This window comes from Chelativorans sp. ZYF759 (assembly GCF_012911015.1).
Taxonomy (GTDB): Bacteria; Pseudomonadota; Alphaproteobacteria; order Rhizobiales; family Rhizobiaceae; genus ZYF759.
This window is the reverse complement of sequence record NZ_WVVV01000002.1, coordinates 54,895-77,837: the sequence shown is the minus strand read 5'-3', so window position 1 is coordinate 77,837 and position 22,943 is coordinate 54,895. Positions and strand designations below refer to the sequence as shown.

Annotated in this window: 28 protein-coding genes; 22 read left to right on the top strand and 6 right to left on the bottom strand. The window is 65.9% G+C overall.

All coding sequences use genetic code 11. From position 1 onward, the window contains the following. The first annotated feature begins 1 nt into the window (after position 1). From GRZ55_RS04255 to GRZ55_RS04245, 3 genes are read left to right on the top strand one after another with little or no spacing between them, the layout of a single operon-like run. The gene (locus GRZ55_RS04255) at positions 2-634 is read left to right on the top strand and encodes a precorrin-8X methylmutase (RefSeq protein WP_169286002.1); all 633 of its coding nucleotides are present in this window, start codon (positions 2-4) and stop codon (positions 632-634) included. Then, the gene (locus tag GRZ55_RS04250) at positions 631-1,401 is read left to right on the top strand and encodes a precorrin-2 C(20)-methyltransferase (protein WP_169285665.1); all 771 of its coding nucleotides are present in this window, start codon (positions 631-633) and stop codon (positions 1,399-1,401) included. Before GRZ55_RS04255 ends, GRZ55_RS04250 begins: the two co-directional genes overlap by 4 nt. Further along, positions 1,398-2,159 carry a precorrin-3B C(17)-methyltransferase gene (locus GRZ55_RS04245; protein ID WP_169285664.1) on the top strand — a complete coding sequence of 254 codons (762 nt, stop codon included), beginning with the start codon at positions 1,398-1,400 and terminating at the stop codon, positions 2,157-2,159. The genes GRZ55_RS04250 and GRZ55_RS04245 overlap by 4 nt, the downstream gene beginning before the upstream one ends. Here the strand turns inward: GRZ55_RS04245 and GRZ55_RS04240 are convergent. After that, entirely contained in the window at positions 2,123-2,893 is a 771-nt protein-coding gene (locus GRZ55_RS04240) for a cobalt-precorrin-6A reductase (RefSeq protein ID WP_246734513.1), read from the bottom strand. The genes GRZ55_RS04245 and GRZ55_RS04240 overlap by 37 nt on opposite strands. Here GRZ55_RS04240 and cbiE point away from each other — a divergent pair. From cbiE to pncB, 7 genes are all read left to right on the top strand, one after another. Next, positions 2,892-4,148 carry a precorrin-6y C5,15-methyltransferase (decarboxylating) subunit CbiE gene (gene cbiE, locus GRZ55_RS04235; protein ID WP_169285662.1) on the top strand — a complete coding sequence of 419 codons (1,257 nt, stop codon included), beginning with the start codon at positions 2,892-2,894 and terminating at the stop codon, positions 4,146-4,148. The genes GRZ55_RS04240 and cbiE overlap by 2 nt on opposite strands. Continuing rightward, positions 4,145-4,531, top strand: coding sequence for a cobalamin biosynthesis protein (locus tag GRZ55_RS04230; protein ID WP_169285661.1), 387 nt, complete (start codon positions 4,145-4,147; stop codon positions 4,529-4,531). Before cbiE ends, GRZ55_RS04230 begins: the two co-directional genes overlap by 4 nt. Beyond that, positions 4,528-5,289 carry a precorrin-4 C(11)-methyltransferase gene (gene cobM / locus GRZ55_RS04225; RefSeq protein WP_169285660.1) on the top strand — a complete coding sequence of 254 codons (762 nt, stop codon included), beginning with the start codon at positions 4,528-4,530 and terminating at the stop codon, positions 5,287-5,289. Before GRZ55_RS04230 ends, cobM begins: the two co-directional genes overlap by 4 nt. An 82-nt stretch (positions 5,290-5,371) precedes the next feature. Further along, positions 5,372-6,175, top strand: a complete 804-nt coding sequence (gene cobA, locus GRZ55_RS04220) for a uroporphyrinogen-III C-methyltransferase (RefSeq protein WP_169285659.1) — start codon at positions 5,372-5,374, stop codon at positions 6,173-6,175. Further along, positions 6,172-7,488, top strand: a complete 1,317-nt coding sequence (locus tag GRZ55_RS04215) for a cobyrinate a,c-diamide synthase (protein ID WP_169285658.1) — start codon at positions 6,172-6,174, stop codon at positions 7,486-7,488. Before cobA ends, GRZ55_RS04215 begins: the two co-directional genes overlap by 4 nt. Positions 7,489-7,491: 3 nt before the next feature. Continuing rightward, on the top strand, positions 7,492-8,256 hold the full coding sequence (gene cobS, locus GRZ55_RS04210; RefSeq protein WP_169285657.1) for an adenosylcobinamide-GDP ribazoletransferase: 765 nt from the start codon (positions 7,492-7,494) through the stop codon (positions 8,254-8,256). A 97-nt stretch (positions 8,257-8,353) separates the two neighbouring features. Further along, the gene (pncB, locus tag GRZ55_RS04205; RefSeq protein WP_169285656.1) at positions 8,354-9,658 is read left to right on the top strand and encodes a nicotinate phosphoribosyltransferase; all 1,305 of its coding nucleotides are present in this window, start codon (positions 8,354-8,356) and stop codon (positions 9,656-9,658) included. Here the strand turns inward: pncB and GRZ55_RS04200 are convergent, their stop codons facing one another. Further along, entirely contained in the window at positions 9,659-10,486 is an 828-nt protein-coding gene (locus GRZ55_RS04200) for an aldo/keto reductase (RefSeq protein WP_169285655.1), read from the bottom strand. Positions 10,487-10,583: 97 nt separating this feature from the next. On the opposite strand from GRZ55_RS04200, the gene GRZ55_RS04195 reads away from it, so the two are divergent. Both GRZ55_RS04195 and GRZ55_RS04190 read left to right on the top strand, forming a co-directional pair. Beyond that, positions 10,584-11,564: a DUF1624 domain-containing protein gene (locus tag GRZ55_RS04195; RefSeq protein ID WP_169285654.1), complete on the top strand. Its 981-nt coding sequence runs from the start codon at positions 10,584-10,586 to the stop codon at positions 11,562-11,564. Beyond that, the gene (locus GRZ55_RS04190) at positions 11,561-12,037 is read left to right on the top strand and encodes an isoprenylcysteine carboxylmethyltransferase family protein (protein WP_169285653.1); all 477 of its coding nucleotides are present in this window, start codon (positions 11,561-11,563) and stop codon (positions 12,035-12,037) included. The genes GRZ55_RS04195 and GRZ55_RS04190 overlap by 4 nt, the downstream gene beginning before the upstream one ends. 10 nt (positions 12,038-12,047) lie before the next feature. Here GRZ55_RS04190 and GRZ55_RS04185 read toward each other — a convergent pair whose 3' ends face one another. The 3 genes from GRZ55_RS04185 to GRZ55_RS04175 all read right to left on the bottom strand — a co-directional run bounded on the left by GRZ55_RS04185 (position 12,048) and on the right by GRZ55_RS04175 (position 13,690). After that, positions 12,048-12,434: a MerR family DNA-binding transcriptional regulator gene (locus GRZ55_RS04185; protein WP_169285652.1), complete on the bottom strand. Its 387-nt coding sequence runs from the start codon at positions 12,432-12,434 to the stop codon at positions 12,048-12,050. Between the two features lie 113 nt (positions 12,435-12,547). Continuing rightward, a complete protein-coding gene (locus tag GRZ55_RS04180; RefSeq protein WP_169285651.1) occupies positions 12,548-13,327 on the bottom strand; it encodes an HpcH/HpaI aldolase/citrate lyase family protein in 780 nt (259 codons plus the stop codon). Positions 13,328-13,369: 42 nt separating this feature from the next. Next, complete coding sequence (locus GRZ55_RS04175) at positions 13,370-13,690, bottom strand: DUF1476 domain-containing protein (RefSeq protein WP_169285650.1); 321 nt, start codon at positions 13,688-13,690, stop codon at positions 13,370-13,372. A 234-nt stretch (positions 13,691-13,924) separates the two neighbouring features. Here GRZ55_RS04175 and purC point away from each other — a divergent pair, with 234 nt between their 5' ends. From purC to GRZ55_RS04125, 10 genes are all read left to right on the top strand, one after another. Next, positions 13,925-14,722: a phosphoribosylaminoimidazolesuccinocarboxamide synthase gene (purC, locus tag GRZ55_RS04170; protein ID WP_169285649.1), complete on the top strand. Its 798-nt coding sequence runs from the start codon at positions 13,925-13,927 to the stop codon at positions 14,720-14,722. A gap of 26 nt (positions 14,723-14,748) precedes the next feature. Further along, positions 14,749-14,991, top strand: a complete 243-nt coding sequence (gene purS / locus GRZ55_RS04165; RefSeq protein WP_169285648.1) for a phosphoribosylformylglycinamidine synthase subunit PurS — start codon at positions 14,749-14,751, stop codon at positions 14,989-14,991. 19 nt (positions 14,992-15,010) lie between these two features. After that, positions 15,011-15,268, top strand: coding sequence for a hypothetical protein (locus tag GRZ55_RS04160; protein WP_169285647.1), 258 nt, complete (start codon positions 15,011-15,013; stop codon positions 15,266-15,268). Then, the gene (gene purQ, locus GRZ55_RS04155) at positions 15,265-15,933 is read left to right on the top strand and encodes a phosphoribosylformylglycinamidine synthase subunit PurQ (RefSeq protein WP_169285646.1); all 669 of its coding nucleotides are present in this window, start codon (positions 15,265-15,267) and stop codon (positions 15,931-15,933) included. The genes GRZ55_RS04160 and purQ overlap by 4 nt, the downstream gene beginning before the upstream one ends. A gap of 38 nt (positions 15,934-15,971) precedes the next feature. Beyond that, positions 15,972-16,340, top strand: coding sequence for a hypothetical protein (locus GRZ55_RS04150; RefSeq protein WP_246734540.1), 369 nt, complete (start codon positions 15,972-15,974; stop codon positions 16,338-16,340). A gap of 84 nt (positions 16,341-16,424) precedes the next feature. Continuing rightward, positions 16,425-18,644, top strand: a complete 2,220-nt coding sequence (gene purL, locus GRZ55_RS04145) for a phosphoribosylformylglycinamidine synthase subunit PurL (RefSeq protein ID WP_169285644.1) — start codon at positions 16,425-16,427, stop codon at positions 18,642-18,644. A 14-nt stretch (positions 18,645-18,658) separates the two neighbouring features. Continuing rightward, positions 18,659-18,895, top strand: a complete 237-nt coding sequence (locus GRZ55_RS04140; protein ID WP_169285643.1) for a BolA family protein — start codon at positions 18,659-18,661, stop codon at positions 18,893-18,895. Positions 18,896-18,997: 102 nt separating this feature from the next. After that, positions 18,998-19,333, top strand: a complete 336-nt coding sequence (gene grxD, locus GRZ55_RS04135; RefSeq protein ID WP_169285642.1) for a Grx4 family monothiol glutaredoxin — start codon at positions 18,998-19,000, stop codon at positions 19,331-19,333. An 88-nt stretch (positions 19,334-19,421) separates the two neighbouring features. Next, on the top strand, positions 19,422-20,669 hold the full coding sequence (locus GRZ55_RS04130; protein WP_169285641.1) for a multidrug effflux MFS transporter: 1,248 nt from the start codon (positions 19,422-19,424) through the stop codon (positions 20,667-20,669). A gap of 186 nt (positions 20,670-20,855) precedes the next feature. Further along, positions 20,856-22,028 carry an MFS transporter gene (locus GRZ55_RS04125; RefSeq protein ID WP_169286001.1) on the top strand — a complete coding sequence of 391 codons (1,173 nt, stop codon included), beginning with the start codon at positions 20,856-20,858 and terminating at the stop codon, positions 22,026-22,028. Between the two features lie 28 nt (positions 22,029-22,056). Here GRZ55_RS04125 and ttcA read toward each other — a convergent pair whose 3' ends face one another. Then, complete coding sequence (gene ttcA / locus GRZ55_RS04120) at positions 22,057-22,941, bottom strand: tRNA 2-thiocytidine(32) synthetase TtcA (protein WP_169285640.1); 885 nt, start codon at positions 22,939-22,941, stop codon at positions 22,057-22,059. Positions 22,942-22,943: the final 2 nt, after the last annotated feature.

Below are 22,943 nucleotides of genomic sequence, written 5' to 3'. Positions count from 1 at the left end.
GATGATCACCACCGACTACATCCGCGACGGCGACGCCATCTACGAAAAGTCCTTCGCCATCATCCGCGCGGAGGCGGATCTTTCGCGGTTCTCCGACGAGGAAGCCGGCGTCGCGATCCGCATGATCCATGCCTGCGGTCAGGTGGAGGCGGCACGGCATTTCGTATTCTCGCCCGGTTTCGTGCCGGCTGCGCGCGCTGCATTGAAGGCCGGCGCGCCGATATTGTGCGATGCGCAGATGGTGGCCCATGGCGTCACCCATGCCCGCCTGCCGGCCAGGAACGACGTCATCTGCACACTGCGCGATCCGCGCACGCCGGAACTGGCCAGGGAGATGGGCAACACGCGCTCTGCAGCCGCGCTCGAATTGTGGCGCGATAGGCTGGAAGGTTCTGTCGTGGCCATCGGCAATGCGCCGACCGCGCTCTTTCATCTGCTCGACATGCTGGCGGAAGGCGCGCCGCGACCCGCCGCCATCATCGGCATGCCGGTCGGCTTCGTGGGGGCGGTGGAATCCAAGGAAGCGCTGGCCGAGGGCGCGCATGGCGTGCCCTTTGCCATCGTGCGCGGCCGGATGGGGGGCAGTGCCATGACGGCCGCCGCCGTCAACGCCATCGCGAGGGCGGGACTTTGAGCGGCCAGGGCAAACTCATCGGTGTCGGCACCGGGCCGGGCGATCCGGAGCTGCTGACGGTCAAGGCCGTGAAGGCGCTGGAGGCCGCCGACGTGGTGGCGCATTTCGCCAAGCGCGGCAATTCCAGCAATGCGCGCCGCATCGTCGAAGCGCATCTGCGCCCCGGCGTGGTGGAGCTTCAGCTGCTCTACCCCGTCACCACCGAAATCGCGCGCGACCATGAAGACTACCGCGACCAGATCGGCCGTTTCTATGCCGAATCGGCCGAGGCGGTGGCGGCCCATCTGGAGGCGGGAAGGACGGTTGCCGTGCTGAGCGAGGGCGATCCCCTGTTCTACGGTTCCTACATGCATCTGCATGTGCGGCTGGCCCATCGCTATCCGACCGAGGTGATCCCCGGCATCACGGCGATGTCGGGCTGCTGGTCGCAGGCGGGCGTGCCGATCGTCCAGGGCGACGACATCATGACCATCCTCCCCGGCACGCTTGCCGAGGCCGAACTGGCGGAACGGCTATCGAACAGCGAGGCGGCGATCATCATGAAGGTCGGCCGCAACCTGCCCCGGATCCGGCGCGCGCTGGAAACAGCAGGCAAGCTCGACCGGGCGGTCTATGTCGAACGCGGCACGATGGCGAACGGCCATGTGGTGCGGCTCGTCGACAAGCCTGACGATGCCGCGCCCTATTTCTCGATCGTGCTGGTGCCGGGCTGGGCGGGGCTCGAAAGCGTCGTGGCGCAGGCCCGCGCCGGAATGGCCGCGGAATGACCGGCCGCCTCGCCATCGTGGGCATCGGCCCCGGCAGCCCCGAGCAGGTGACGCCCGAGGCGCGGGCCGCGGTCGAGAATGCCGAGGCGGTGTTCGGCTACGGCCCCTATCTCGATCGCCTCGACATTCCAGCCGAGCGCAAGAACCCCTCCGACAATCGCGAGGAACTGTCGCGCGCCGAATCCGCGCTGACCCGCGCCGCTGCCGGCCAGAACATTGCCATGGTCTCGGGCGGCGATCCGGGCGTCTTCGCCATGGCCGCGGCGATCTGCGAAGCGGTCGAACACGGTCCGACCCAATGGCGCGAGATCGACATCGAGACGGTTCCCGGCGTGACCGCGATGCTGGCCGTGGCAGCCCGGGCGGGCGCGCCACTCGGCCATGATTTCTGCGCCATCTCGCTGTCGGACAATCTGAAGCCCTGGGAGGTGGTCGAGCGCAGGCTTGCAGCGGCGGCGAGCGCCGGTTTCGTCATCGCGCTCTACAACCCGATCAGCCGGGCGCGTCCCTGGCAGCTGGGGCGTGCCTTCGAGCTCATTGCCACCATCCTGCCGGCTTCCACGCCGGTGATCTTCGGCCGTGCCGCAGGCCGGTCCGACGAGCGCATCGAGACGGTGCGGCTCGACAAGGCCGAGGCCGGGATGGCCGACATGGCGACCTGTGTCATCATCGGTTCGCCGGAAACGCGGATCGTCGAACGGCCGGGCCGGACGCCGCTTGTCTATACGCCCCGGTTTTTCCCCGAGGCGGCGCGATGAGCGATTTCGGCAACAGCCTCATCCACGGTGCCGACTGTCGGCACGACGGGCTTTGGCGGCCGGCGGACCATCACAACTTCGATGCCGAGGCCGCGGGCTGCCGCGATCTTCCCATAGGTGGCCGCACCGCCGCTGTTCTTCGACAGGATCGCGTCGATGCGGTGGTCGATAAGAAGCCGCCGCTCGTCGTCCTCGCCGAAGGGCCCGCGTGCCAGAAGGTATTGCGCGTCGGGCAGGTCCAGCGGCGGATCGACCGGATCGACCGAGCGGATCAGATAGAAATGATGTGGATGCGCGCGAAGCGGCGCCAATTCCTGCCGGCCGAGCGTGACCAGCACGCGGCGTGTGCGCTCTCCAAGCGCGACGACGGCCGCCGCGACCGTGTCGGCCTCCGTCCAGCGATCAAGCTTCCCGCGTTCCCAGCCGGGTCGGCGGAGCGCCAGCAACGGCACCTTCGTTACCCGTGCGGCCTCGGCCGCATTGGCGGAAATGCGCGCGGCGAAGGGATGCGTGGCATCCACCAGCAGGTCGATGCCCTTCCCCGCCAGATGCGCGGCCAGGCCTTCCGCGCCGCCGAACCCACCGACGCGAACCGGTACCGGTTGTCCGGCCGGTCGGGCGGTGCGCCCGGCAAGCGAAAGCTTGGTCTCGTATCGCGGCTCGCCGGCAAGCCTTGCTGCCAGTTCGCGCGCCTCGGTCGTGCCGCCCAGGATCAGTATTTTGTAGGCCATCATGTCTTCTAGTGAGCAGAGGCGGGCCGCCACAAGCGCCAAATGGCTGTCCATCGTCGGCATCGGCGAGGACGGGGTCAGCGGTCTCGGCGAGACCGCGCGCCGGCTGATATGCGACGCCGAGATCGTGTTCGGCGGCAAACGGCATCTGGCGCTTGCCGAAAGCCTGATCCGCGGCGAAGCGTGGGCCTGGCCGTCGCCCTTCAGCGACGGCATCCAGGCGGTGCAGGACCTGCGCGGTCGCCGCGTCTGCGTGCTGGCTTCAGGCGATCCCTTCCTGCACGGGGTGGGCGCCACGCTGGCCCGAGATGTGGCCGCCGACGAGATGGACGTCGTGCCCGCGCCATCGGCCTTTTCGCTGGCCGCCGCCAGGCTTGGCTGGCCGCTGGCCGAAATCGACACGGTCTCGCTGCATGGCCGGCCGGTTGGCCTGCTCCGCCCATTGCTTCATCCCGGACGCCGCATACTGGCGTTGACGTCCGATGCTGCCGGACCGGCCGAGATCGCGGCAATGCTGCGCAAAAACGGCTTTGGTAAGTCACTTCTTACGCTTCTGGAGGCTTTGGGCGGCCCGGACGAACGCGTCCGGCAGGCGCGGGCGGCGGGTTTCGACCTTGCGCAGGTCAATCCGCTCAATCTAGTGGCGATCGAAGCCGAGGCGGACGCGGACCAACCGGTGCTTGCCCTCGCCCCTGGCCTTCCAGACGATCTGTTCGACCATGACGGCCAGATCACCAAGCGCGAGATGAGGGCCACGACCCTCTCCGCGCTCGCTCCCCGGCGCGGCGAACTCCTGTGGGACATCGGGGCGGGCTCCGGTTCCGTCGCTATCGAATGGATGCTGCAACATCCGAGCCTGTCGGCCATCGCCATCGAGTCGCATGGCGAACGCGCCGCGCGGATCAGCGGCAACGCCGAAAAGCTCGGCGTGCCGGGCCTTCGCATCGTCGAGGGCAAAGCGCCCGACGCCCTGAGCGGCCTGCCCGCGCCGGACGCCATCTTCGTCGGTGGCGGCGGCAGCCGGCCGGGCGTCATGGAGGCAGCGCTCGATGCGTTGAAGCCCGGCGGGCGGCTGGTCGCCAATGCGGTGACGCTCGAGATGGAGACGGTGCTCTTGGCCCATCACGCCCGGCTTGGCGGAGAGCTGATCCGGCTCTCGATCCAGCGTGCAGAGGCGGTAGGCTCCATGACGGGCTGGCGTCCTGCCATGCCGGTCATGCAATGGGCGTGGACCAAACCCCGGGGAGACGCGCCATGATCGTCGCCGGTATCGGTTGCCGGGCCAATGTCGACACAGAGAGCGTGGTGGAGGCCATCGAAGCCGCGCTGGCGGCAGCCGGCATGGTGCCCGCAGCCCTGGCCGCGCTCGCCACGGTGCCGGAGAAGGCCGGTGAGGCGGCCATCGTCGACGCTGCGCATCGGCTCGACGTCACTCTCGTCGTGGCCGACGCGGCCGCCTTGGCCGAAGCCGCCGCACGCTGCATGACCGAATCGGCCCATTCGTTCGCCGCAACCGGAACGCCTTCGGCCGCCGAAGCCGCCGCGCTTGCCGCGGCGGGCCCGCAGTCGCGACTTCTCGGCCCCCGCATCGCGCTGGGTTCGGTCACCTGCGCTCTCGCCGTATCGGGAGACATGCCATGACGGTTCATTTCATCGGCGCCGGTCCGGGAGCTGCCGACCTCATCACCGTGCGCGGGCGCGATCTGCTCGCCCGCTGCCCGGTCTGCCTCTATGCCGGCTCCATCGTGCCGCGCGAGATGCTCGACTGGTGCCCGAAGGGGGCGCGCCTGGTCGACACCGCCCCCCTGTCGCTCGACGAGATAGAAGCCGAATATGAAGCGGCCCATGCGGCGGGACAGGATGTCGCCCGTCTCCATTCCGGCGATTTGTCGGTGTGGAGCGCGGTGGCCGAACAGATGCGCCGGCTGGACAGGCTCGGTATCGACTACACGCTGACGCCGGGCGTGCCGGCCTTCTCCGCCGCGGCCGCCGCACTGGGTCGCGAACTGACCATTCCGGAAGTCGCCCAGTCCCTGGTGCTGACGCGCGTGTCCGGTCGCGCTTCCAAAATGCCCGAGCGCGAGACGCTGCCTGCCTTCGGCGCCACCGGCGCGACGCTCGCCATCCATCTGGCCATCCATGCGCTGGAGCGGGTGGTGGCGGAACTTTCGCCGCTCTATGGCGCGGACTGCCCGGTCGCGATCGTCGTCCATGCCAGCTGGCCAAACGAGCGCATCCTGCGCGGCACGCTGGCGACGATCGAGGCCATGGTCGCGGCAGACCCCATCGAACGCACCGCCATCATCTTCGTGGGGCAAGGGCTCGGCTCGGACGGGTTTCGCGAGAGCGCGCTTTATGATGCCACCTATCAGCGCCGCTTCCGGGGACGGGGCGCATGATCGGCCCCGCCGATCATGCGCCGGCTTCCGTTGCCGGCCCCGCCCATGTATTCCATGCTCCCATGACGGATGTGACAGACGCATGAAGCTCGAACGAGTCATCTGCAAGCTGGCGCCAAGGCTGTCCGCGCTCGAACCCGGACATGTCTGGCTGGCAGGTGCGGGTCCAGGCGATGCCGGCCAGATCACGCTCGACGTGGCGTCCGCCCTCGCCCAGGCCGACGCCATCGTCTACGACGCGCTCGTCGACGCCTCCATCCTCGAGGCCGCCGAGAGTGCGGAGCTCCATTTCGCGGGCAAGCGCGGCGGCAAGGCCTCGATCCAGCAGGACGACATCACGGCGCTCATCATCCGGCTTGCCCGCGAAGGAAAACGCGTGCTGCGGCTCAAGGGCGGCGATCCGTTCGTGTTCGGACGCGGCGGCGAGGAAGCCTTTGCGCTGGTCCAGAACGGCATACCCTTCCGCATCCTGCCGGGGCTCACTGCGGGCCTTGCCGGGCTGGCCGGCGCGCATATTCCCGCGACGATGCGCGGCATCAACAAGGCGATCATCCTGGCCACCGGCCATGCCGCAGGTACGGATGACGACCTCGACTGGGCAGCGCTGGCGGCCACCGGCCAACCGCTGGTCGTCTATATGGGGTTGAAGAACCTCGAGATCATCGTTGCGGCGCTTGCCAAGGGTGGCCTGGCGTTCTCCACCCCGGCGGCGATCGTGACCTCCGCTGCGACCGACAAGGAGCGCGTCGTCACCGGCACGCTGGAAACGATATCGGGCCTTGCCAGGACGGCGGGGCTGGAAGCACCCGCCCTGATCGTCGTCGGCGGAATCGTATCCATGCGGGCGGAACTGACGGCGCTGCACAGGATGATGCGCGCAGGATGACGGCGCGCGGTCTCATCATCGGCGCACCGCGCTCTGGCTCGGGCAAGACCAGCGTGACCATCGGCCTCCTGCGCGCGCTCCGGCGCCAGGGATTGGCCGTGCGTGGCGCGAAGTCCGGTCCCGATTACATCGATCCCGGCTTTCACGAAGCCGCGACGGGGCTGCCGGGCGTGAACCTGGACAGCTGGGCCATGACGCCTGCCCTGCTCGACGCGCTTGTGGCGCAGACATTCGAGGGCGCGGAGGTCGTGATCGCGGAGAGTGCGATGGGGCTCTTCGACGGCATACAGGCCGGCCAGGGCCGCACGGGCGCGGGCTCCGACCTCGCCGCCCGCTATGGCCTGCCGGCGCTCCTGGTGCTGGACGTGTCGGGCCAGTCGACGACCGCGGCCGCAGTAGCCAAGGGATTTGCTACCTACAACCCGGATGTCCGCATCGCCGGGGTGGTGCTCAACCGCGCCGGCAGCGACCGCCACATCCGTCTGTGTAGCGAGGCGATCGAGGCGATCGGCCTTCCCGTTGTCGGCGCCGTGCCGCGCAATCCCGACATGGCCCTGCCCGAGCGCCATCTGGGGCTGGTTCAGGCCAGCGAGCACGGCGCCATCGAGGCGTTCATCGACAGGCTGGCCGACGTGATGGAGAGCGCGCTCGATCTCGAACGCATCGCAGCGATGGCGCAACGGCCGCAATTGCCCGGCCCGGGCGATCTTGCGGCGATGATCCCACCGCCCGGCCAGCGCATCGCGCTGGCGCAAGATGCCGCCTTCTCCTTCGTCTACCCCCATGTCGCCCGCCACTGGCGGGAGGCAGGCGCCGAAATCGTTCCCTTCTCACCGCTGGCCGACGAGGGGCCTGCCGAAGACTGCGATTCCTGCTGGCTGCCCGGCGGCTATCCGGAACTGCACGCGGCACGGCTTGCCGCGGCCGAGACCTTCCAGGCGCGCATCGTCGCGTTCTCGCACACGCGGCCTGTCCATGGCGAGTGCGGCGGATACATGGTGCTGGGCGGGGCCCTGGAAGACGCCGATGGCGCGCTGCATCCCATGCTCGGCCTTCTCGGCCACACGACCTCCTTCGCCCGCCGCAAGATGAATCTCGGCTACCGCCAGGCCCGACTCCTGGGTGACTGCCCGATCGGCCGGGCGGGCGAGACCATCCGCGGGCACGAGTTCCACTATGCGCGGGTGATCGATCCCGGCACCGACGACGCGCTGGCCGAGATCGCCGATGGCACCGGCACGTCCATCGGACCCTCGGGCGGCCGGCGGGGTCTCGTCACCGGCACCTTCTTCCACGCGATCGCGAGAGGCTGAGCCATGGACAATCTGCAGATCCGCAGGGCATTCGGCGATCTGGGCGCCTGCATCGGCTTCCTGACGCGTTTTGCCACGCCCTGGGCGCCGGATCCGGACCGGCGTTTTGCAGATAGCCTGTGGGCCGCCCCGCTCGTGGGTCTGCTGATCGGCGTCCTGGCTGCCTTCATCTTCGGGCTGGCGCTTCGTTTCGGACTGCCATCGACGATTGCCGCGGGCATGGCCATCGCAGCGGCCCTGCTGGCCACCGGCTGCCTGCACGAAGACGGGCTGGCCGATGTCGCGGATGGTTTCGGCGGCGGCAGGACGGCGGGCGACAAGCTGACCATCATGCGCGACAGCCGGATCGGCAGCTACGGCGTGCTGGCACTGGCGATCGCGCTCCTCCTGAAATGGGCGGCACTCTCCGTCTTCCTGACCTTCCCGGCCGCCCTCGCCGCCCTGATCGCGGCGCATATGGCATCGCGCGCGCTGATGCCGGGCTTCATGCATCTCGTGCCGCGCGCGCGCGACGACGGCCTCTCCGCGGGCGTCGGTCAGGTCGGCGCAACGGCGAGCCTCATCGCTCTCGTCCTCGGATTCGCGGGGCTGCTCTTGCTGGGCTTCCTGCCGGCGGTGCTGGCCGCAATCCTGCTGGCACTCTGGCTGCTGGCCATCAGGATCATTGCGGAGCGCCAGATCGGGGGACAGACTGGCGATGTCGTCGGTGCGCTTCAGCAGGGCGGCGAGGTCATCGTGCTGCTTGTGGCCTGTGTCGCGCTCACTTGAACGAAGCCGCAGCGGTGGGTTGCATTTGTAACGGCGGCGTGCTGGCTTGCGCGCGCAAGAGGAGGCCGACCGCTTTGCGGTCCGGGAGCGTCGAACCATGATCAAGACGGATATCGCCCGCCGGGTCTACAACCACACCTGGAAGCTCGATCCGATCATTCGCAGCCTGCTCGACACGGATTTCTACAAGCTTCTAATGCTGCAGATGATCTGGGGGCTTTATCGCGACGTCGACGCGACCTTCACGCTCATCAACCGGACGACCTCCGTCAAGCTCGCGGAGGAGATCGACGAGCGGGAGCTGCGCGAGCAGCTCGACCATGCGCGCACGCTGCGCTTCACGAAGAAGGAGATGATCTGGCTCGCCGGCAACAGCTTCTATGGCCGCAAGCAGATATTCCAGCCGGACTTTCTGGCCTGGCTCGCCGATTTCCGTCTGCCGGAATACGAGCTTACCCGCCACGACGGCCAGTTCGTCCTCAATTTCCACGGACGCTGGCACGACACCACCATGTGGGAGATCCCCGCGCTCGCCATCATCAACGAACTGCGTTCGCGCGCTGCCTTGCGCTCGATGGGGCGTTTCGCGCTCGACGTGACCTATGCGCGGGCAAAGGCACGCATGTGGGAAAAGGTGGAAAGACTGAAGCGGCACCCCGAGATCCGCATTTCGGATTTCGGCACGCGGCGGCGGCACTCGCATCTTTGGCAGCGCTGGTGCGTGGAGGCGCTGAAAGAGGGAATCGGCGAGTCCTTTACCGGCACGTCCAACGTACTTCTGGCCATGGACACCGATCTCGAAGCTCTCGGCACGAACGCGCACGAGCTGCCGATGGTTCTGACCGCGCTCGCCGACCGCGATGCGGACAAGATCCAGGCGCCCTATCGCGTGCTCGAGGACTGGCAGAAATACTACGGCGGCAACCTCCTGATCGTGTTGCCGGACACGTTCGGCACGGCGTCCTTCCTGCGCCAGGCGCCGGCCTGGATCGCCGACTGGACGGGATTCCGCCCCGATAGCGCGCCGCCGATCGAAGGCGGCGAACGCATCATCGAATGGTGGGAGAGCCACGGACAGGATCCCGCCGAAAAGCTGCTGATCTTTTCGGACGGTCTCGATGTCGACACGATCGAGAAGACCTTCCTGCATTTCAAAGGCCGGGTGCGCATGGCCTTTGGCTGGGGCACCAATTTGACCAACGACTTCACCGACAGCGCCCCCGCCCGCAACGAGGCCCTCAAGGCCATTTCCCTGGTCTGCAAGGTATCGAGCGCCAACGGCCGCCCGGCGGTCAAGCTTTCGGACAATGTCGAGAAGGCGACCGGCGATCCGGCCGCGATCCAGCATTATGTCGAGCTTTTCGGCGAGGAGAACCGCGTGCGCAAACCGGTACTGGTCTGATCAGTCGTCCCATTCAGGCGAGAAATCATAGTCGCAGATGCGCCCGTCCTTCCGGGCCAGGCCGGTAATCGCGGCCATCTCCGCCTCGGACAGCTCGAAATCGAAAATGTCGATGTTCTCGCTCAGCCGTTCGGGCCTGCTGGTGCGCGGGATGGCTATCACGCCCTCCTGCTGGACGTGCCAGCGGAGCACGATCTGACCGGGGCTCTTGCCGTGGTTGCGCGCCGGGGCCTGCACTTCCTCCCTGCCAAGCAGCCCCCCATCCCGGTGCAGCGGGCAATAGGACACCATCGCCATGCCGGCCTTGCGACAGGCGGCATGGATCTTCGACTGATCGAGATAGGGGTGGTACTCCACCTGGTTGGCCACGAGCGGCTCGGGACAGGTCGCCAGCGCCTCGTCGAGAAGACGTGTCGTGAAATTCGACACGCCGATGTTCCGCGCAAGACCGTCCCGCCTGACGCGGGCCAGCGCGGCCATCGTGTCGGCGAGCGGAATTGCGGGGTTCGGCCAGTGCACGAGCAGCAGATCGACCGCATCAAGCCCCAGCTCCCGCAGGCTGGCCTCGGCAGAGCGGCGCAGATCGTCGGGCGCAAGATCCGTCCACCAGACCTTCGTGGTCACGAAGATCTCGTCGCGCGGCAGCCCAGACTGCCGAAGTCCCTCGCCCACCTCGGCTTCGTTGCCATACATGCGTGCCGTATCGATATGGCGATAGCCCCGCGCCACCGCCTCGCGGACCAAGGTCACGCCCTCCTCCCCCTTGAGCGTGAAGCTGCCCAGTCCGATCGCGGGAATCGATGCGCCATTGGCGTTGACGTGAAGCATGTGTGGCAGAACCTTTCCATTTGGCGGAGCATGCGCAATCTGTGCTAACGCTGCGGCCGCTCCGACCAGGCCGCACCGATCATTCAGGGAAGACTTAATGCCCAGCGCCACGAAGAACAAATCCCGCATCGAGGCAATCGATCTCGCCCGCGGCGCGGCGCTGGCGGCGATGATCGTCTTTCATTTCGCCTGGGACCTGGAGTTTTTCGGCTACGCCCCACCCGGCATGACGCGGGAGACGGGATGGCTGCTGTTCGCAAGAGGCATCGCGTCGAGCTTCCTGTTCCTGGTGGGCGTCAGTCTCTTCCTTGCCCACAAGGACGGCGTGCGCATCCGTTCGTTTCTCAAGCGTCTTGCCATGGTGGGAGCCGCCGCGCTCGCCATCACGGCGGCGACCTATATCGCCACGCCGCAAGGCTTCATCTTCTTCGGCATCCTGCACCAGATCGCCGTGGCAAGCGTGCTTGGGCTCCTGTTCCTGCGGGCGCCCGCGCTGCTGACCTTCGTGGTCGCGGTACTGGTGATTGCCGCCCCCGCCTATCTGCGGCACGGCTTTTTCGACCATCCCGCGCTGTGGTGGGTCGGCCTTTCCACCATCAATCCCCGGGCCAATGACTACGTGCCGCTCTTTCCCTGGTTCGGGGCTGTCCTGCTCGGAATCGCCGCCGCGAAGCTCGGCTGGGGCGCCGGTCTCTTCGACCGGCTCGCCGGCTGGCACCCCGGCCCCTGGTCCAGGGTTCCAAGCTTCGCCGGACGACACAGCCTGGCGGTCTACCTGCTGCACCAGCCGGTGCTGATCGGCACCATCTGGCTGTTTGCGCTCATCGTGCCGCCGCAGCCTCGCACGACGCCCGAAGACTTTTCGCGGGCCTGCCAGGCCGAGTGCGTCGCCGTGCGCGACGAGGCTTTCTGCCGGGCCTATTGCGGCTGCATGCTCGAAGCGGTCGAACGCGAAGGCCTGAGCGAGGCCATGTGGGAGGCGGATCGCGACAACGCCGTCACCCAGACGATCGAACGCCTGGCTTTCGAATGCTCGGTCGAATCGGAAATGCCAACAGGATCGGAGAACCAGCCATGAGCGATCTTCACAGCCGGCCCAGCGTCTTTCCCTGGCCACCTGTCGTCTATATTTGCTGCGTCGCGCTCGCGATCATCCTGACGGTGACAGTGCCCCTGCCGTGGCTGGGCGGCACGCTTGCGGAGTTCCTGTTTGCCGTAGGCTGGCTGACATTGGCGGGCGGCCTGGCCCTGATCCTCCTGGCCATCCGCGCCCTGCGGCGCGGCGGCACGACCGTCAACCCCACCCAGGCCGCCTCGCAACTGGTCACGAGCGGGCCCTTCGGCATTTCGCGCAATCCCATCTATCTCGGCGAAACGATGATCATGGTCGCCATTGCGCTGATCACGCGCAGCCCCTGGTTCATCGTCATGGGATTTGCCGCCGCGATCATAACGACCTACCTGGCCATCCGGCCGGAGGAACAGCATCTCGATCTGCGCTTCGGCCGTCGCTATCGCGACTATGCCAAGCGGGTGCGCCGCTGGATCTGAAGGGGTCGCCTCAGGTGCTGACGCCGAGCTCGGCCAGACGCTCCACGCAGGATTCCTCCGCCTGATCCAGTTCGGCCAGGGTCTCTTCGAGATCCCGGCGCTTCTGGCGCAACTGTTCGCGCTTTTCCTGGATACGATCGATCATCATCTGCAACTGGCCGACCTCGCCGGGCGGCTCCTTGTACATCTGGATGATCTGGCGGATTTCGGCGATCGAAAAGCCGAGCCGGCGACCGCGGATGACCTGCTTGATCAGGTGTCGATCGGCGGGCTTGAACAGCCGCGTGCGCCCACGCCGGACAGGCTGGACCAGTCCCTCATCCTCGTAGAACCGGATGGTGCGGGTCGAGATGCCGAACTCGCGGGTCAGCTCCGTAATCGTGTAGAAGTCCCGCATTGCTTATCCTGCCTGCACTTTTCAAGCGGCAGGATGCCATGGCACTTACGTAAAAGTCAATTTTTGCCGGCTGCGGAAGCTGGTGCGGCATAAGCGCCGAATGGATTTGGCGGTCAGCTGATGGATTTGCGCGCGGCGGCGAGCTGGCTTTCCGCGCCCAGCGCGAGATATTTCATGTCGCTGCCCAGTGCGAACAGCCGGAAGCCCATTTCCACATATCTTCCGGTCAGGCCAGGATCGACGACATAGATTGCGGCATGCTTGCCGGCGGCACGCGCACGGCCGGCGATCGATGCGATCGCTTCCATCATCTCGTCGAGCGCAGGGTTCATCTCGCGTCCCCCGGTCCAGGCGATCGAGAAATCGGACGGGCCGACGAGGACGCCGTCGATACCGTCCACCGCGATGATGTCGTCGAGCGCGTCGAGCGCAGCGCGCGTCTCGATCATTGCAAAGGAGAGCGTGTCGCGATTGGCTCCCGCGAGCCAGGCGGCTGACGATGCCTGGCCGCGCCTGGGCATGGCGAAAGCCGGTCCCCAGGAGCGCTGTCCCACCGGTGGGTATTTGACGGAAGCGGCGAAAAGGCGCGCATCCTCGACCGAATTGATCATCGGGGCGATGACGGCATCGGCGCCGAAATCGAGCGCCCGGCTGGCGAAATCGAAGCGACCGACGGGTATGCGGACGATAGCCCCCTTCCCCGCCGCCACGATCGGCCCGACACCGCGCAGGACGCTGTCCTCGTGATGCCCGCCATGCTGCATGTCGAGCGTTACAGCGTCGAAGTCAAAGCTGGCGAGCGCCTCGGAGACAAGCGGATCGGGCAAGGACGACCAGGAGGTGAACAGGGTGTCGCCCGCATTCAGCCGGGACGCGATGGTCTGCCGTGTCATCCTGTTCCCCCCATGAATGTCAGCCTCGATGGCCCGGAACCGTCAGGCGGTCCGGATTTCCTCGATGGCCTGCTGCAGGAATTCGTCCATGGTGCGGCGGATCTGATGGTCGGACTGGTCAACGCCGGCATTGTCGAAATCCGACCTGATCTTGCGGAAAACGTCCTCGTGGCCCGCTTCCTCGAAATCCGCCTCGATGACTTCCAGCGCGTAGGCCTTTGCCTCGTCGTCGGTCTTGCCGAGCTTTTCGGCTGCCCACATGCCCAGCATCCTGTTGCGCTTGGCGACAGCCTTGAACTTCAGCTCCTCGTCATGCGCGAACTTGCGCTCAAAAGCCTCTTCGCGGTCCTTCATATTGGCCATGCCCAGTTACCTCCGGAGAATCGTCATCGGTTCTTCCCATATGGGACGACCGACGACAATCCAAAAGCATGGCCATCGGTCAATGCTCAAGACTGTGCGCCCCAGAGATTGCCGATTGAGAAGCGGGCTCAGTTGCGCTAGAGACCAGCGCGTGAACAATCATCGCCGGCCGGACGCGGCCGAGCCCTACGCGCCGCGGGCAGACCGGTGTCAGCGGCCAACACAGAGATCATCATGACCCGTCGCCGCCGCATCTACGAAGGCAAGGCAAAGATCCTTTACGAAGGACCCGAGCCCGGCACTCTGATCCAGTTCTTCAAGGACGACGCCACCGCCTTCAACAAGAAGAAGCACGAGATCGTCGACGGCAAGGGCGTGCTCAACAACCGCATCAGCGAGCATCTCTTCACCCATCTCAACCGGATGGGCATCCCGACTCACTTTATCCGACGCCTGAACATGCGCGAGCAGCTGATCAAGGAAGTCGAGATCATCCCGCTCGAGGTGGTGGTACGCAACGTGGCTGCCGGCTCGCTTTCCAAGCGGCTCGGCATCGAGGAAGGCACGGTGCTGCCCCGCTCGATCATCGAATTCTACTACAAGGCCGACGCGCTCGACGACCCGATGGTGTCGGAAGAGCACATCACCGCCTTTGGCTGGGCGAGCCCGCAGGAAATCGACGACATCATGGCGCTCGCCATCCGCGTCAACGACTTCCTCTCCGGCCTCTTCCTCGGCGTCGGAATCCAGCTCGTCGACTTCAAGATCGAGTGTGGCCGCCTGTGGGAGAACGACATGGCGCGCATCGTCGTCGCCGACGAGATTTCCCCCGATTCCTGCCGCCTGTGGGACGTCAACACCCAGGACAAGCTCGACAAGGACCGCTTTCGCCGCGACCTGGGCGGGATGGTGGAAGCCTACCAGGAGGTCGCGCGCCGGCTGGGCATCATGAACGAGAACGAACCGCCGCGTTCGGGCGGGCCGGTGCTCGTTTCGTCCACGCCCCCCAATGGCGGCGGCAAGCCGCACTGAACATCCAGGAAAACCGGAGCAGTTCCTTGATCAAGGCACGCGTCACCGTCACGCTGAAGAACGGCGTCCTCGACCCGCAAGGCAAGGCGATCGAGGGAGCGCTGGGTTCGCTCGGCTTTTCCGGCGTCGGATCGGTTCGCCAGGGCAAGGTGTTCGACATCGAGCTGGACGACGCCGACAAGGCGAAAGCCAAGGCCGACATCGAGGCCATGTGCGAGAAGCTTCTGGCGAATACGGTGATCGAGGACTATTCTGTCGAGATGATGTGAGGCCGTGCCGGAGGTGCCGATGGCCGAAGTGACGAACCAATTGATGTATGAGCTCCTGCAACGCGTGCATCAGCAGGTTTCCGAACTTCGTCAGGATGTCTCGGAACTCAAAAGAGAGCTGAACGTGGTTCGCGGCCATATGATCGGGATACAATCCGATATTCATAACATCTACGGAATCCTTGCTCGGCACGACGACCGTCTAGACCGCATCGAACGTCGTCTCGAAATACGCGAGTTCTCCGAAATTCAACCTCCATTCGATCCGAGATCATGAAAACAGCCGTCGTTCTCCTGCCCGGCCTCAACCGCGACCGTGACATGATCGCGGCGATCGAGAAGGTCTCGGGCCAGCCGCCGCTCACCGTCTGGCAGACCGATACCGAGATCCCGCCGGTCGACCTGATCGTCGTGCCCGGCGGCTTTTCCTATGGCGACTACCTGCGCTGTGGCGCCATCGCGGCACGCATGCCGGTGATGCGTGCCGTAGCGTATCATGCGGCACGCGGCGTGCGCGTGCTGGGTGTTTGCAACGGCTTCCAGATTCTTCTCGAGGCCGGGCTGCTGCCCGGCGCGCTGATGCGCAACGCCTCGCTCAAGTTCGTCTGCCGGGAAGTGAAGCTCGAAGTGGCGAACGCCCAGACGGTCTTCACGAACCGGTACACAGAGGGGCAGATCATCCGCTGCCCGGTCGCCCATCACGACGGCAACTATTTCGCCGATCCGGAGGTGCTCGCGCGGCTTGAAGACAACCGGCAGGTCGTCTTCCGCTATGCGGAGGGCACGAATCCCAACGGCTCGATCAACGACATTGCCGGCATCGTGAACGAGGCGGGCAACGTGCTCGGTATCATGCCGCATCCCGAAAACCTCATCGAGGATGCGCATGGCGGCAGCGACGGGCGGGCGCTTTTTGAAAGCGTGCTGGAGATCGCCGCTTGAGGCGCGCCGCAGCAGGTTTTCTGGCGCTGCTCGCTCTCCTGGCGCAAGGCTGCCAGTCCGCGCCGCCAGCCGCCGTTGCCACCGCCGCGTCGGGCAAGAGCGCGGCCCTGCGCAACATGGAGCCTGTTGCCATCGCGGCGCATCGCTGCTGGTTCGCAAGTGGTGACCCGGCGTTCCAGGGCTACAGTTTCGCCAACGAACTCGATTCCCATTCGGGCCGGCCGCGCTTCCTGATCGTGCCGCGCTCGGATTACGGTGGCCGTCCCCTCCTCGTCGTCCAGGCGGAAGGCGCGCAGGGCAACATCACCGCCTTCGGTCCGATGCTCGACCAGCCCGTGGGCAGCCGTGTCCAGGCGGACATCGCGCGGTGGCGTACGGGCGCCACCGGTTGTGGACAGGCGGCCTGAGGCAGGATTGCGGCATTTCTTCCGCTTGCCCCGCCGGCCTATTCCGGGCAAGAACCCGACGACCTCACGCAGTGAACGGTGGCCATGAGCATTCCCAACATTCCGATCACCGATGAACTGGTCGCCGCCCACGGGCTGAAACCGGACGAATATCAGCGCATCCTGGATCTGATCGGGCGCGAGCCGAGTTTTACCGAACTCGGCATTTTCTCGGCGATGTGGAACGAGCACTGTTCCTACAAATCCTCCAAGAAGTGGTTGCGCACGCTGCCCACCACAGGCCCTCGCGTCATCCAGGGGCCGGGCGAGAATGCCGGTGTCGTCGACATCGGCGACGGTCTGGCCGTGGTCTTCAAGATGGAGAGCCACAACCACCCCTCCTATATCGAGCCCTACCAGGGAGCCGCGACCGGCGTTGGCGGCATATTGCGCGACGTCTTCACCATGGGCGCACGGCCCATAGCGGCGATGAACGCGCTGCGTTTCGGCGAGCCGGATCACCCCAAGACGAAGCACCTCGTTTCCGGCGTGGTGGCCGGCGTGGGCGGCTATGGCAATTCGTTCGGTGTGCCGACGGTCGGCGGCGAGGTCGAGTTCGACGCGCGCTACAACGGCAACTGCCTGGTCAACGCGTTTGCCGCCGGTCTCGCGGAAACCAACAAGATCTTCTACTCGAAGGCCGAGGGCGTCGGCCTGCCCGTCGTCTATCTCGGCGCCAAGACCGGCCGCGACGGCGTCGGCGGCGCAACCATGGCCTCGGCCGAATTCGACGACCAGATCGAAGAGAAGCGGCCGACCGTCCAGGTGGGCGATCCCTTCACCGAGAAATGCCTGCTGGAGGCCTGCCTGGAACTCATGGCGACCGGCGCCGTCATCGCCATCCAGGACATGGGTGCGGCGGGACTGACCTGCTCGGCCGTCGAGATGGGCGCCAAGGGCGATCTTGGCATCGAGCTCGATCTCGACCGCGTCCCGGTGCGCGAGGAGGCGATGAGCGCCTACGAGATGATGCTGTCTGAAAGCCAGGAGCGCATGCTCATGGTGCTGCGCCCCGAGAAGGAAGCCGAAGCCGAAGCGATCTTCACCAAATGGGGGCTGGATTTCGCCATCGTCGGCAAGACGACCGACGATCTGCGCTTCAGGATCCTGCATCTCGGCGCGGAAGTCGCCAATCTGCCGATCAAGGAGCTGGGCGACGAGGCGCCGGAATATGACCGCCCCTGGGAAGCCGGCGAGGCCACCGCGGCCCTGGCCTACGAGGACGTGCCCCGGACCCCGGTCCACGAGGCGCTGCTGAAACTGCTGGCAAGCCCCAACCTATCCTCGCGGCGCTGGGTGTGGGAGCAGTACGACACGCTGATCCAGGGCAACTCGCTGCAGCGGCCAGGCGGCGATGCGGGAGTGGTTCGCGTGGACGGACACCCGACCAAGGCGCTGGCCTTTTCCTGCGACGTGACGCCCCGCTATTGCGAGTCCGATCCCTTCGAGGGCGGCAAGCAGGCGGTCGCCGAATGCTGGCGCAACCTGACCGCCGTCGGCGCGCTGCCGCTTGCCGCGACCGACAACCTCAATTTCGGCAATCCCGAAAGGCCCGAGATCATGGGCCAGCTGGTGCGCGCGATTCAGGGCATCGGGGAAGCCTGCCGCGAACTCGACTTCCCGATCGTCTCGGGCAATGTGTCGCTCTACAACGAGACCAACGGCCGGGCGATCCCACCGACGCCGGCCATCGCCGGCGTGGGGCTGCTCGAGGACCGCTCGAAGATGGTGCGCGGCGGCTTTGCCGCGGAAGGCGAGCGTATCCTGCTGATCGGCGCGCCTGAGGGCTGGGGCACGCATCTCGGACGTTCCGCCTATCTGAGGGAGGTGCACGGCCTCGACATCGGCCCGCCGCCGCCCGTCGACCTCAAGAAGGAACGTATCGTTGGCGACTTTGTGCGCGCGCTGATCCAGCACGGCGCCGTCACGGCTGTCCACGACCTATCGGATGGCGGGCTGGCGGTCGGTCTGGCCGAAATGGCCATCGCGTCCGGCATCGGCTGCAAGATCAACCTCCCCTGGCTTACGGACCCCCTGCCGATCTATTTCGGCGAGGACCAGGCCCGCTATCTCGTCACCATTTCCACGTTCGACGAAAACCTTCTGCGCGACATCGGCGAGGAGGCCCGCGAACTCGGATTCCACGCACCCTGGATCGGCGAGACCGGCGGCGACCGATTGAATCTGTTCGGAGCAGATGCCATACCGGTCGCTGATCTCATAGCCGCCCACGAATCGTGGTTCCCGCAATTCATGGATGGCTGAAGCAGGAGCCTGACATGGCAATGGACGCGCGCGACATCGAGCGCATGATCAAGGAATCGATACCGGATGCACAGGTGACCATCCGCGATCTGGCGGGGGACGGCGATCACTATGCCGCCGAAGTGGTGGCGGAGAGCTTTCGCGGCAAGTCGCGGGTCCAGCAGCACCAGATGGTCTACGAGGCGCTGAAGGGGAACATGGGTGGGACGCTCCACGCACTGGCGCTGCAAACAAGCGTGCCCGAGAGCTGAGGCAATGCCCCGCGTTGGAAGTTGCGCAATCCCTCCCGTCTTCCTAGATTGTGTAACGAACCCGGGTCCGGACCTTGAATCCGGAAACGAAAGGACAGAGAAATGACTGCCATCAACGAATTCATCGCTTCGGAAGTCAAGAACAACGACGTTGTCCTGTTCATGAAGGGCACGCCCGGCTTTCCGCAATGCGGTTTCTCGGGCCAGGTCGTCCAGATCCTCGACTATCTCGGCGTGGACTACAAGGGCGTCAACGTCCTGACGTCCGACGATCTGCGCCAGGGGATCAAGGATTACTCCAGCTGGCCGACCATTCCCCAGCTCTACGTGAAGGGCGAATTCGTGGGCGGTTGCGACATCATTCGTGAGATGTTCCAGGCCGGCGAGTTGCAGGACTTCTTCGGCGAGAAGGGCGTGAGCGCGCGCGGCGCAGCCTGATCTCTGCGTTTCCGGCAGTGTCGGAGGCATAACCGAGCAACCACAGCGCGGCGGGCCGATGCCCGTTCGTCGCCGGGAACAATCCCACATGAACGATACCCAAAGGCCGGAGCAAACGGCCTATCGGCTGCCCATATTGCGCGTCGAGTTCATCGCGCTGGCCGCTGCCCTGATGGCGATCAACGCGCTGGCCATCGACATCATGCTGCCGGCCATGCAGCAGATCGGCGCCGCACTCGGCGTCGAGGACGAGAACCAGCGCCAGTTCGTCATCACCGCCTATGTGGTGGGCTTCGGCGTGGCGCAGCTCATCTTCGGGCCGATCACCGATCGGTTCGGTCGGCGCGGTCCGCTGCTGTTCGGCCTCGGCATCTATGTTGTCGCCGCCATCCTGGCTGCGTTTGCGCCCAGTTTCTGGATTCTTCTGCTCATGCGTGCGCTCCAGGGCGTAGGTGCGGCGGCGACGCGAGTCATCGCGGTGTCCATGGTGCGCGACACCTTCGGCGGGCGGCAAATGGCCGAAGTCATGTCGCTGGTCATGATGGTGTTCATGATCGTGCCCGTGATCGCGCCGGGCGCCGGGCAGATGCTGCTTCTTGTTGCCGACTGGCAGCTGATCTTCATCTTCATGGGCGTCGTGGCAGCAGGCATCGGCCTGTGGTTCTACCTGCGCATGCCCGAAACGCTGAGCCCCGAGAAGCGCCGGGCCTTCAACCCGACCACGATCATCGAGGGTTTCCGCCTCGTGGTGACCAACAGGCTCGCCTTCTGCTACGCGCTGGCGACGGCGCTGATCTTCGGCGGCCTCTTCGGCTTCATCAATTCCGCCCAACAGATATTCATCGATGTCTATGATCTGGGCGTCTGGTTCCCGCTGATGTTTGCCGTGCTGGCCAGCACGATGGCGATCTCGTCGTTCATGAATTCCCGCCTGGTTGGACGCTTCGGCATGCGCGGATTGTCGCATTTCGCCTTGTTCGGATTCATCGCGGCCACCACGGTGTGGATCATCTGGGCCCTGATCGAGCCGATGCCGCTGGTGGCCTTTGTCGGCCTCTTCGGTGGGGCGATGTTCATGTTCGGCTGGATCGGCCCCAACTTCAATGCCCTTGCCATGGAGCCGCTCGGCCACGTCGCCGGGACCGCCTCCTCGGTGCTCGGCTTCCTGCAGACGCTGGGCGGCGGTGTGATCGGCGCCTTCATCGGCCTGGCCTTCGACGGCACTGTGGTCCCGCTGGCCATCGGCTTTGCCGTGTCAGGGTTCGGCGCGTTGGCGCTGGTGCTGATCGGCGAGAGGGGACGGCTGTTTCATGCCGTCAACGCTCCGGAGCGCTAGGGCAGACGCGCGGAAGTCCTTGCTGGTCGCCAATTCAGCCTCGTCTGGCGACGGGGTGTTCGACCGTGCCGGGCCGACATGTCCAGAAAGCGCTCAGCCGCGTGACATGGACACGAGACGTCTGCTTCGCGGGCGCGGAACAGAACCGGCGGTGGCTGGTTTGGCCGGCGAACGGAGGTCGGCACCATCACACCATTCTGGAGTCTGTCTGCTGCGGGGTTTGCGGCCACGGCCATCAGCTTTGGTCCCGCCCGCATGGGATTTGGTCTTTTCGTACCCGAATTCAGATCCGAATTCGGGATGTCGACGGCTGCCGTGGGATATGTTTCCAGTCTCGGCTTTCTCGGCTTTTTGGTGGGCCTCCTGATCGCCCAGGCTTTGCTGGCGCGATGGGGCCCCCGCCTGCCCGTGCTGTCGGGCCTGGCCGCCGCCTCCGCCGGCATGCTGGTGGTTGCCCTGGCGACGAACCTTGCTGCCCTTGCCCTCGGCGTCTTCCTGGCGGCATCGAGCGCAGGCCTCGCTTGGACGCCCTTCAACGATGCGATCCACGGCAATGTTCGCGATGAGAAGCGCCCCTCGGCGCTCTCGGCGGTGAGCACCGGCACCGCGGTCGGAATTATCGCTGCGGGGCTCGCGGCACTGGCCATGGTCCTCGCCGGCTTTTCCTGGCGTCTTTCCTGGGGGCTTTTCGCGGCGGCCGGCGCCATCGCACTCCTGGGCAACTGGGCTGTCCTGCGCCGCGTCGAAGGACAAGAGCCGCACCCGGTCTCGCAGATCGGGTGGAGACAGCTGATTGATGTTTCGGCGGTTCCCCTTCTGGCGATCGGCTTTGCGTTCGGGACCACCTCGGCGATCTACATCGCCTTTGCCGCCGACCATGTGGTCGAGGCGGGGGGCGTGCCGAATGTGCCCATCGAAGCCACGCCGGCACTTCTCTACATGTGCTATGGGCTTTTCGGTCTTGTCGGGCTTCTGACCGGACGTATCAGAGACATGATCGGCCTGCCGACGCTGCTGCGCCTTCTCATGCTGGCCGGTGCTGTGTCGCTTGTTCTGCTGAGCGTCTCGCCAGGGAGCCTGCCGGGCCTGAGCCTTTCGGCGGGCTTGCAGGGCATGCATGTCATGATGACGAGCGCCGTGCTGGCGTTCTGGTCGGAGCGCCTGTTCCCGTCGTCTCCGTCGCGCGGGTTCACGGCGGCGCTGCTGGCCGCCGCGGTGGGTAATGTCTCGGGACCCGCTCTGGCCGGGCTGGCATCCGATGCCTTTGGAGCCGCGCCGATGTTTCTGGGCGCGGCGGCGTTACCGGCAATCACGGCGATCCTGCTGCGTGATCGTCATGGGCAGGAGCGTCCCGCCTGAACCAGGCGGCCGGACCCGTTCGAGGGTCTCAGCCGTCCCGCCCGGGCAACAACCCGGTCGCAGCCGCCAGGCCCGGGAAATCGAACAGCGAACGATCAAGCAGATGCGAGGGCCGAACATTGGCAAGCGCGCGGATCATCGTCTCCTTGCGGCCCGGCATGCGTTTCTCGATGTCGTCGAGCATCGCCTTCATGGCGTTGCGTTGCAGGCCTTCCTGGCTGCCGCACAGGTCGCAGGGGATGATGGGAAAGTCGAGCGCCGCCGCGAAGCGGGCGAGATCGGCCTCCGCGCAGAAGGCAAGCGGCCGCAGGAGCTCCACATCGCCATCGTCATTGAGAAGCTTCGGCGGCATGGCCGCGAGCCGCCCACCGTGGAAGAGGTTCATGAAGAAGGTCTCGAGAATATCCTCACGGTGATGTCCCAGGACCAAGGCCGAACACCCCTCCTCCCGCGCCACGCGGTAGAGATGCCCGCGGCGCAGGCGGGAGCAGAGCGAGCAGTAGGTCCGGTTTTCCGGGATCTTTTCGGTGACGATCGAATAGGTGTCGCGGTATTCGATCCGATGCGGGATGCCGTAGCTCGCGAGGAAGTCCGGCAGGATATGCTTGGGAAAGTTGGGCTGGCCCTGGTCGAGATTGCAGGCAAGCAGGTCGACCGGCAGCAGGCCGCGCCACTGGAGATCCAGCAGCACCGCGAGCAGGCCGTAGGAATCCTTGCCACCTGAAAGCGCCACCAGCCAGCGCTGGCCGGGCCGCACCATGCCATAGGCCTCGATCGTTTCGCGCGTCTGGCGCAACAGCCGCTTGCGCAGCTTCTTGAACTCCACGGAGGACGGCGCCCCGGCCAGGAGAGGGTGGCAGGCGCCCTCCCCGTCAGGCAGGTCCGGGTCGATCTCTGGAAGGTGAAGGTTCATGT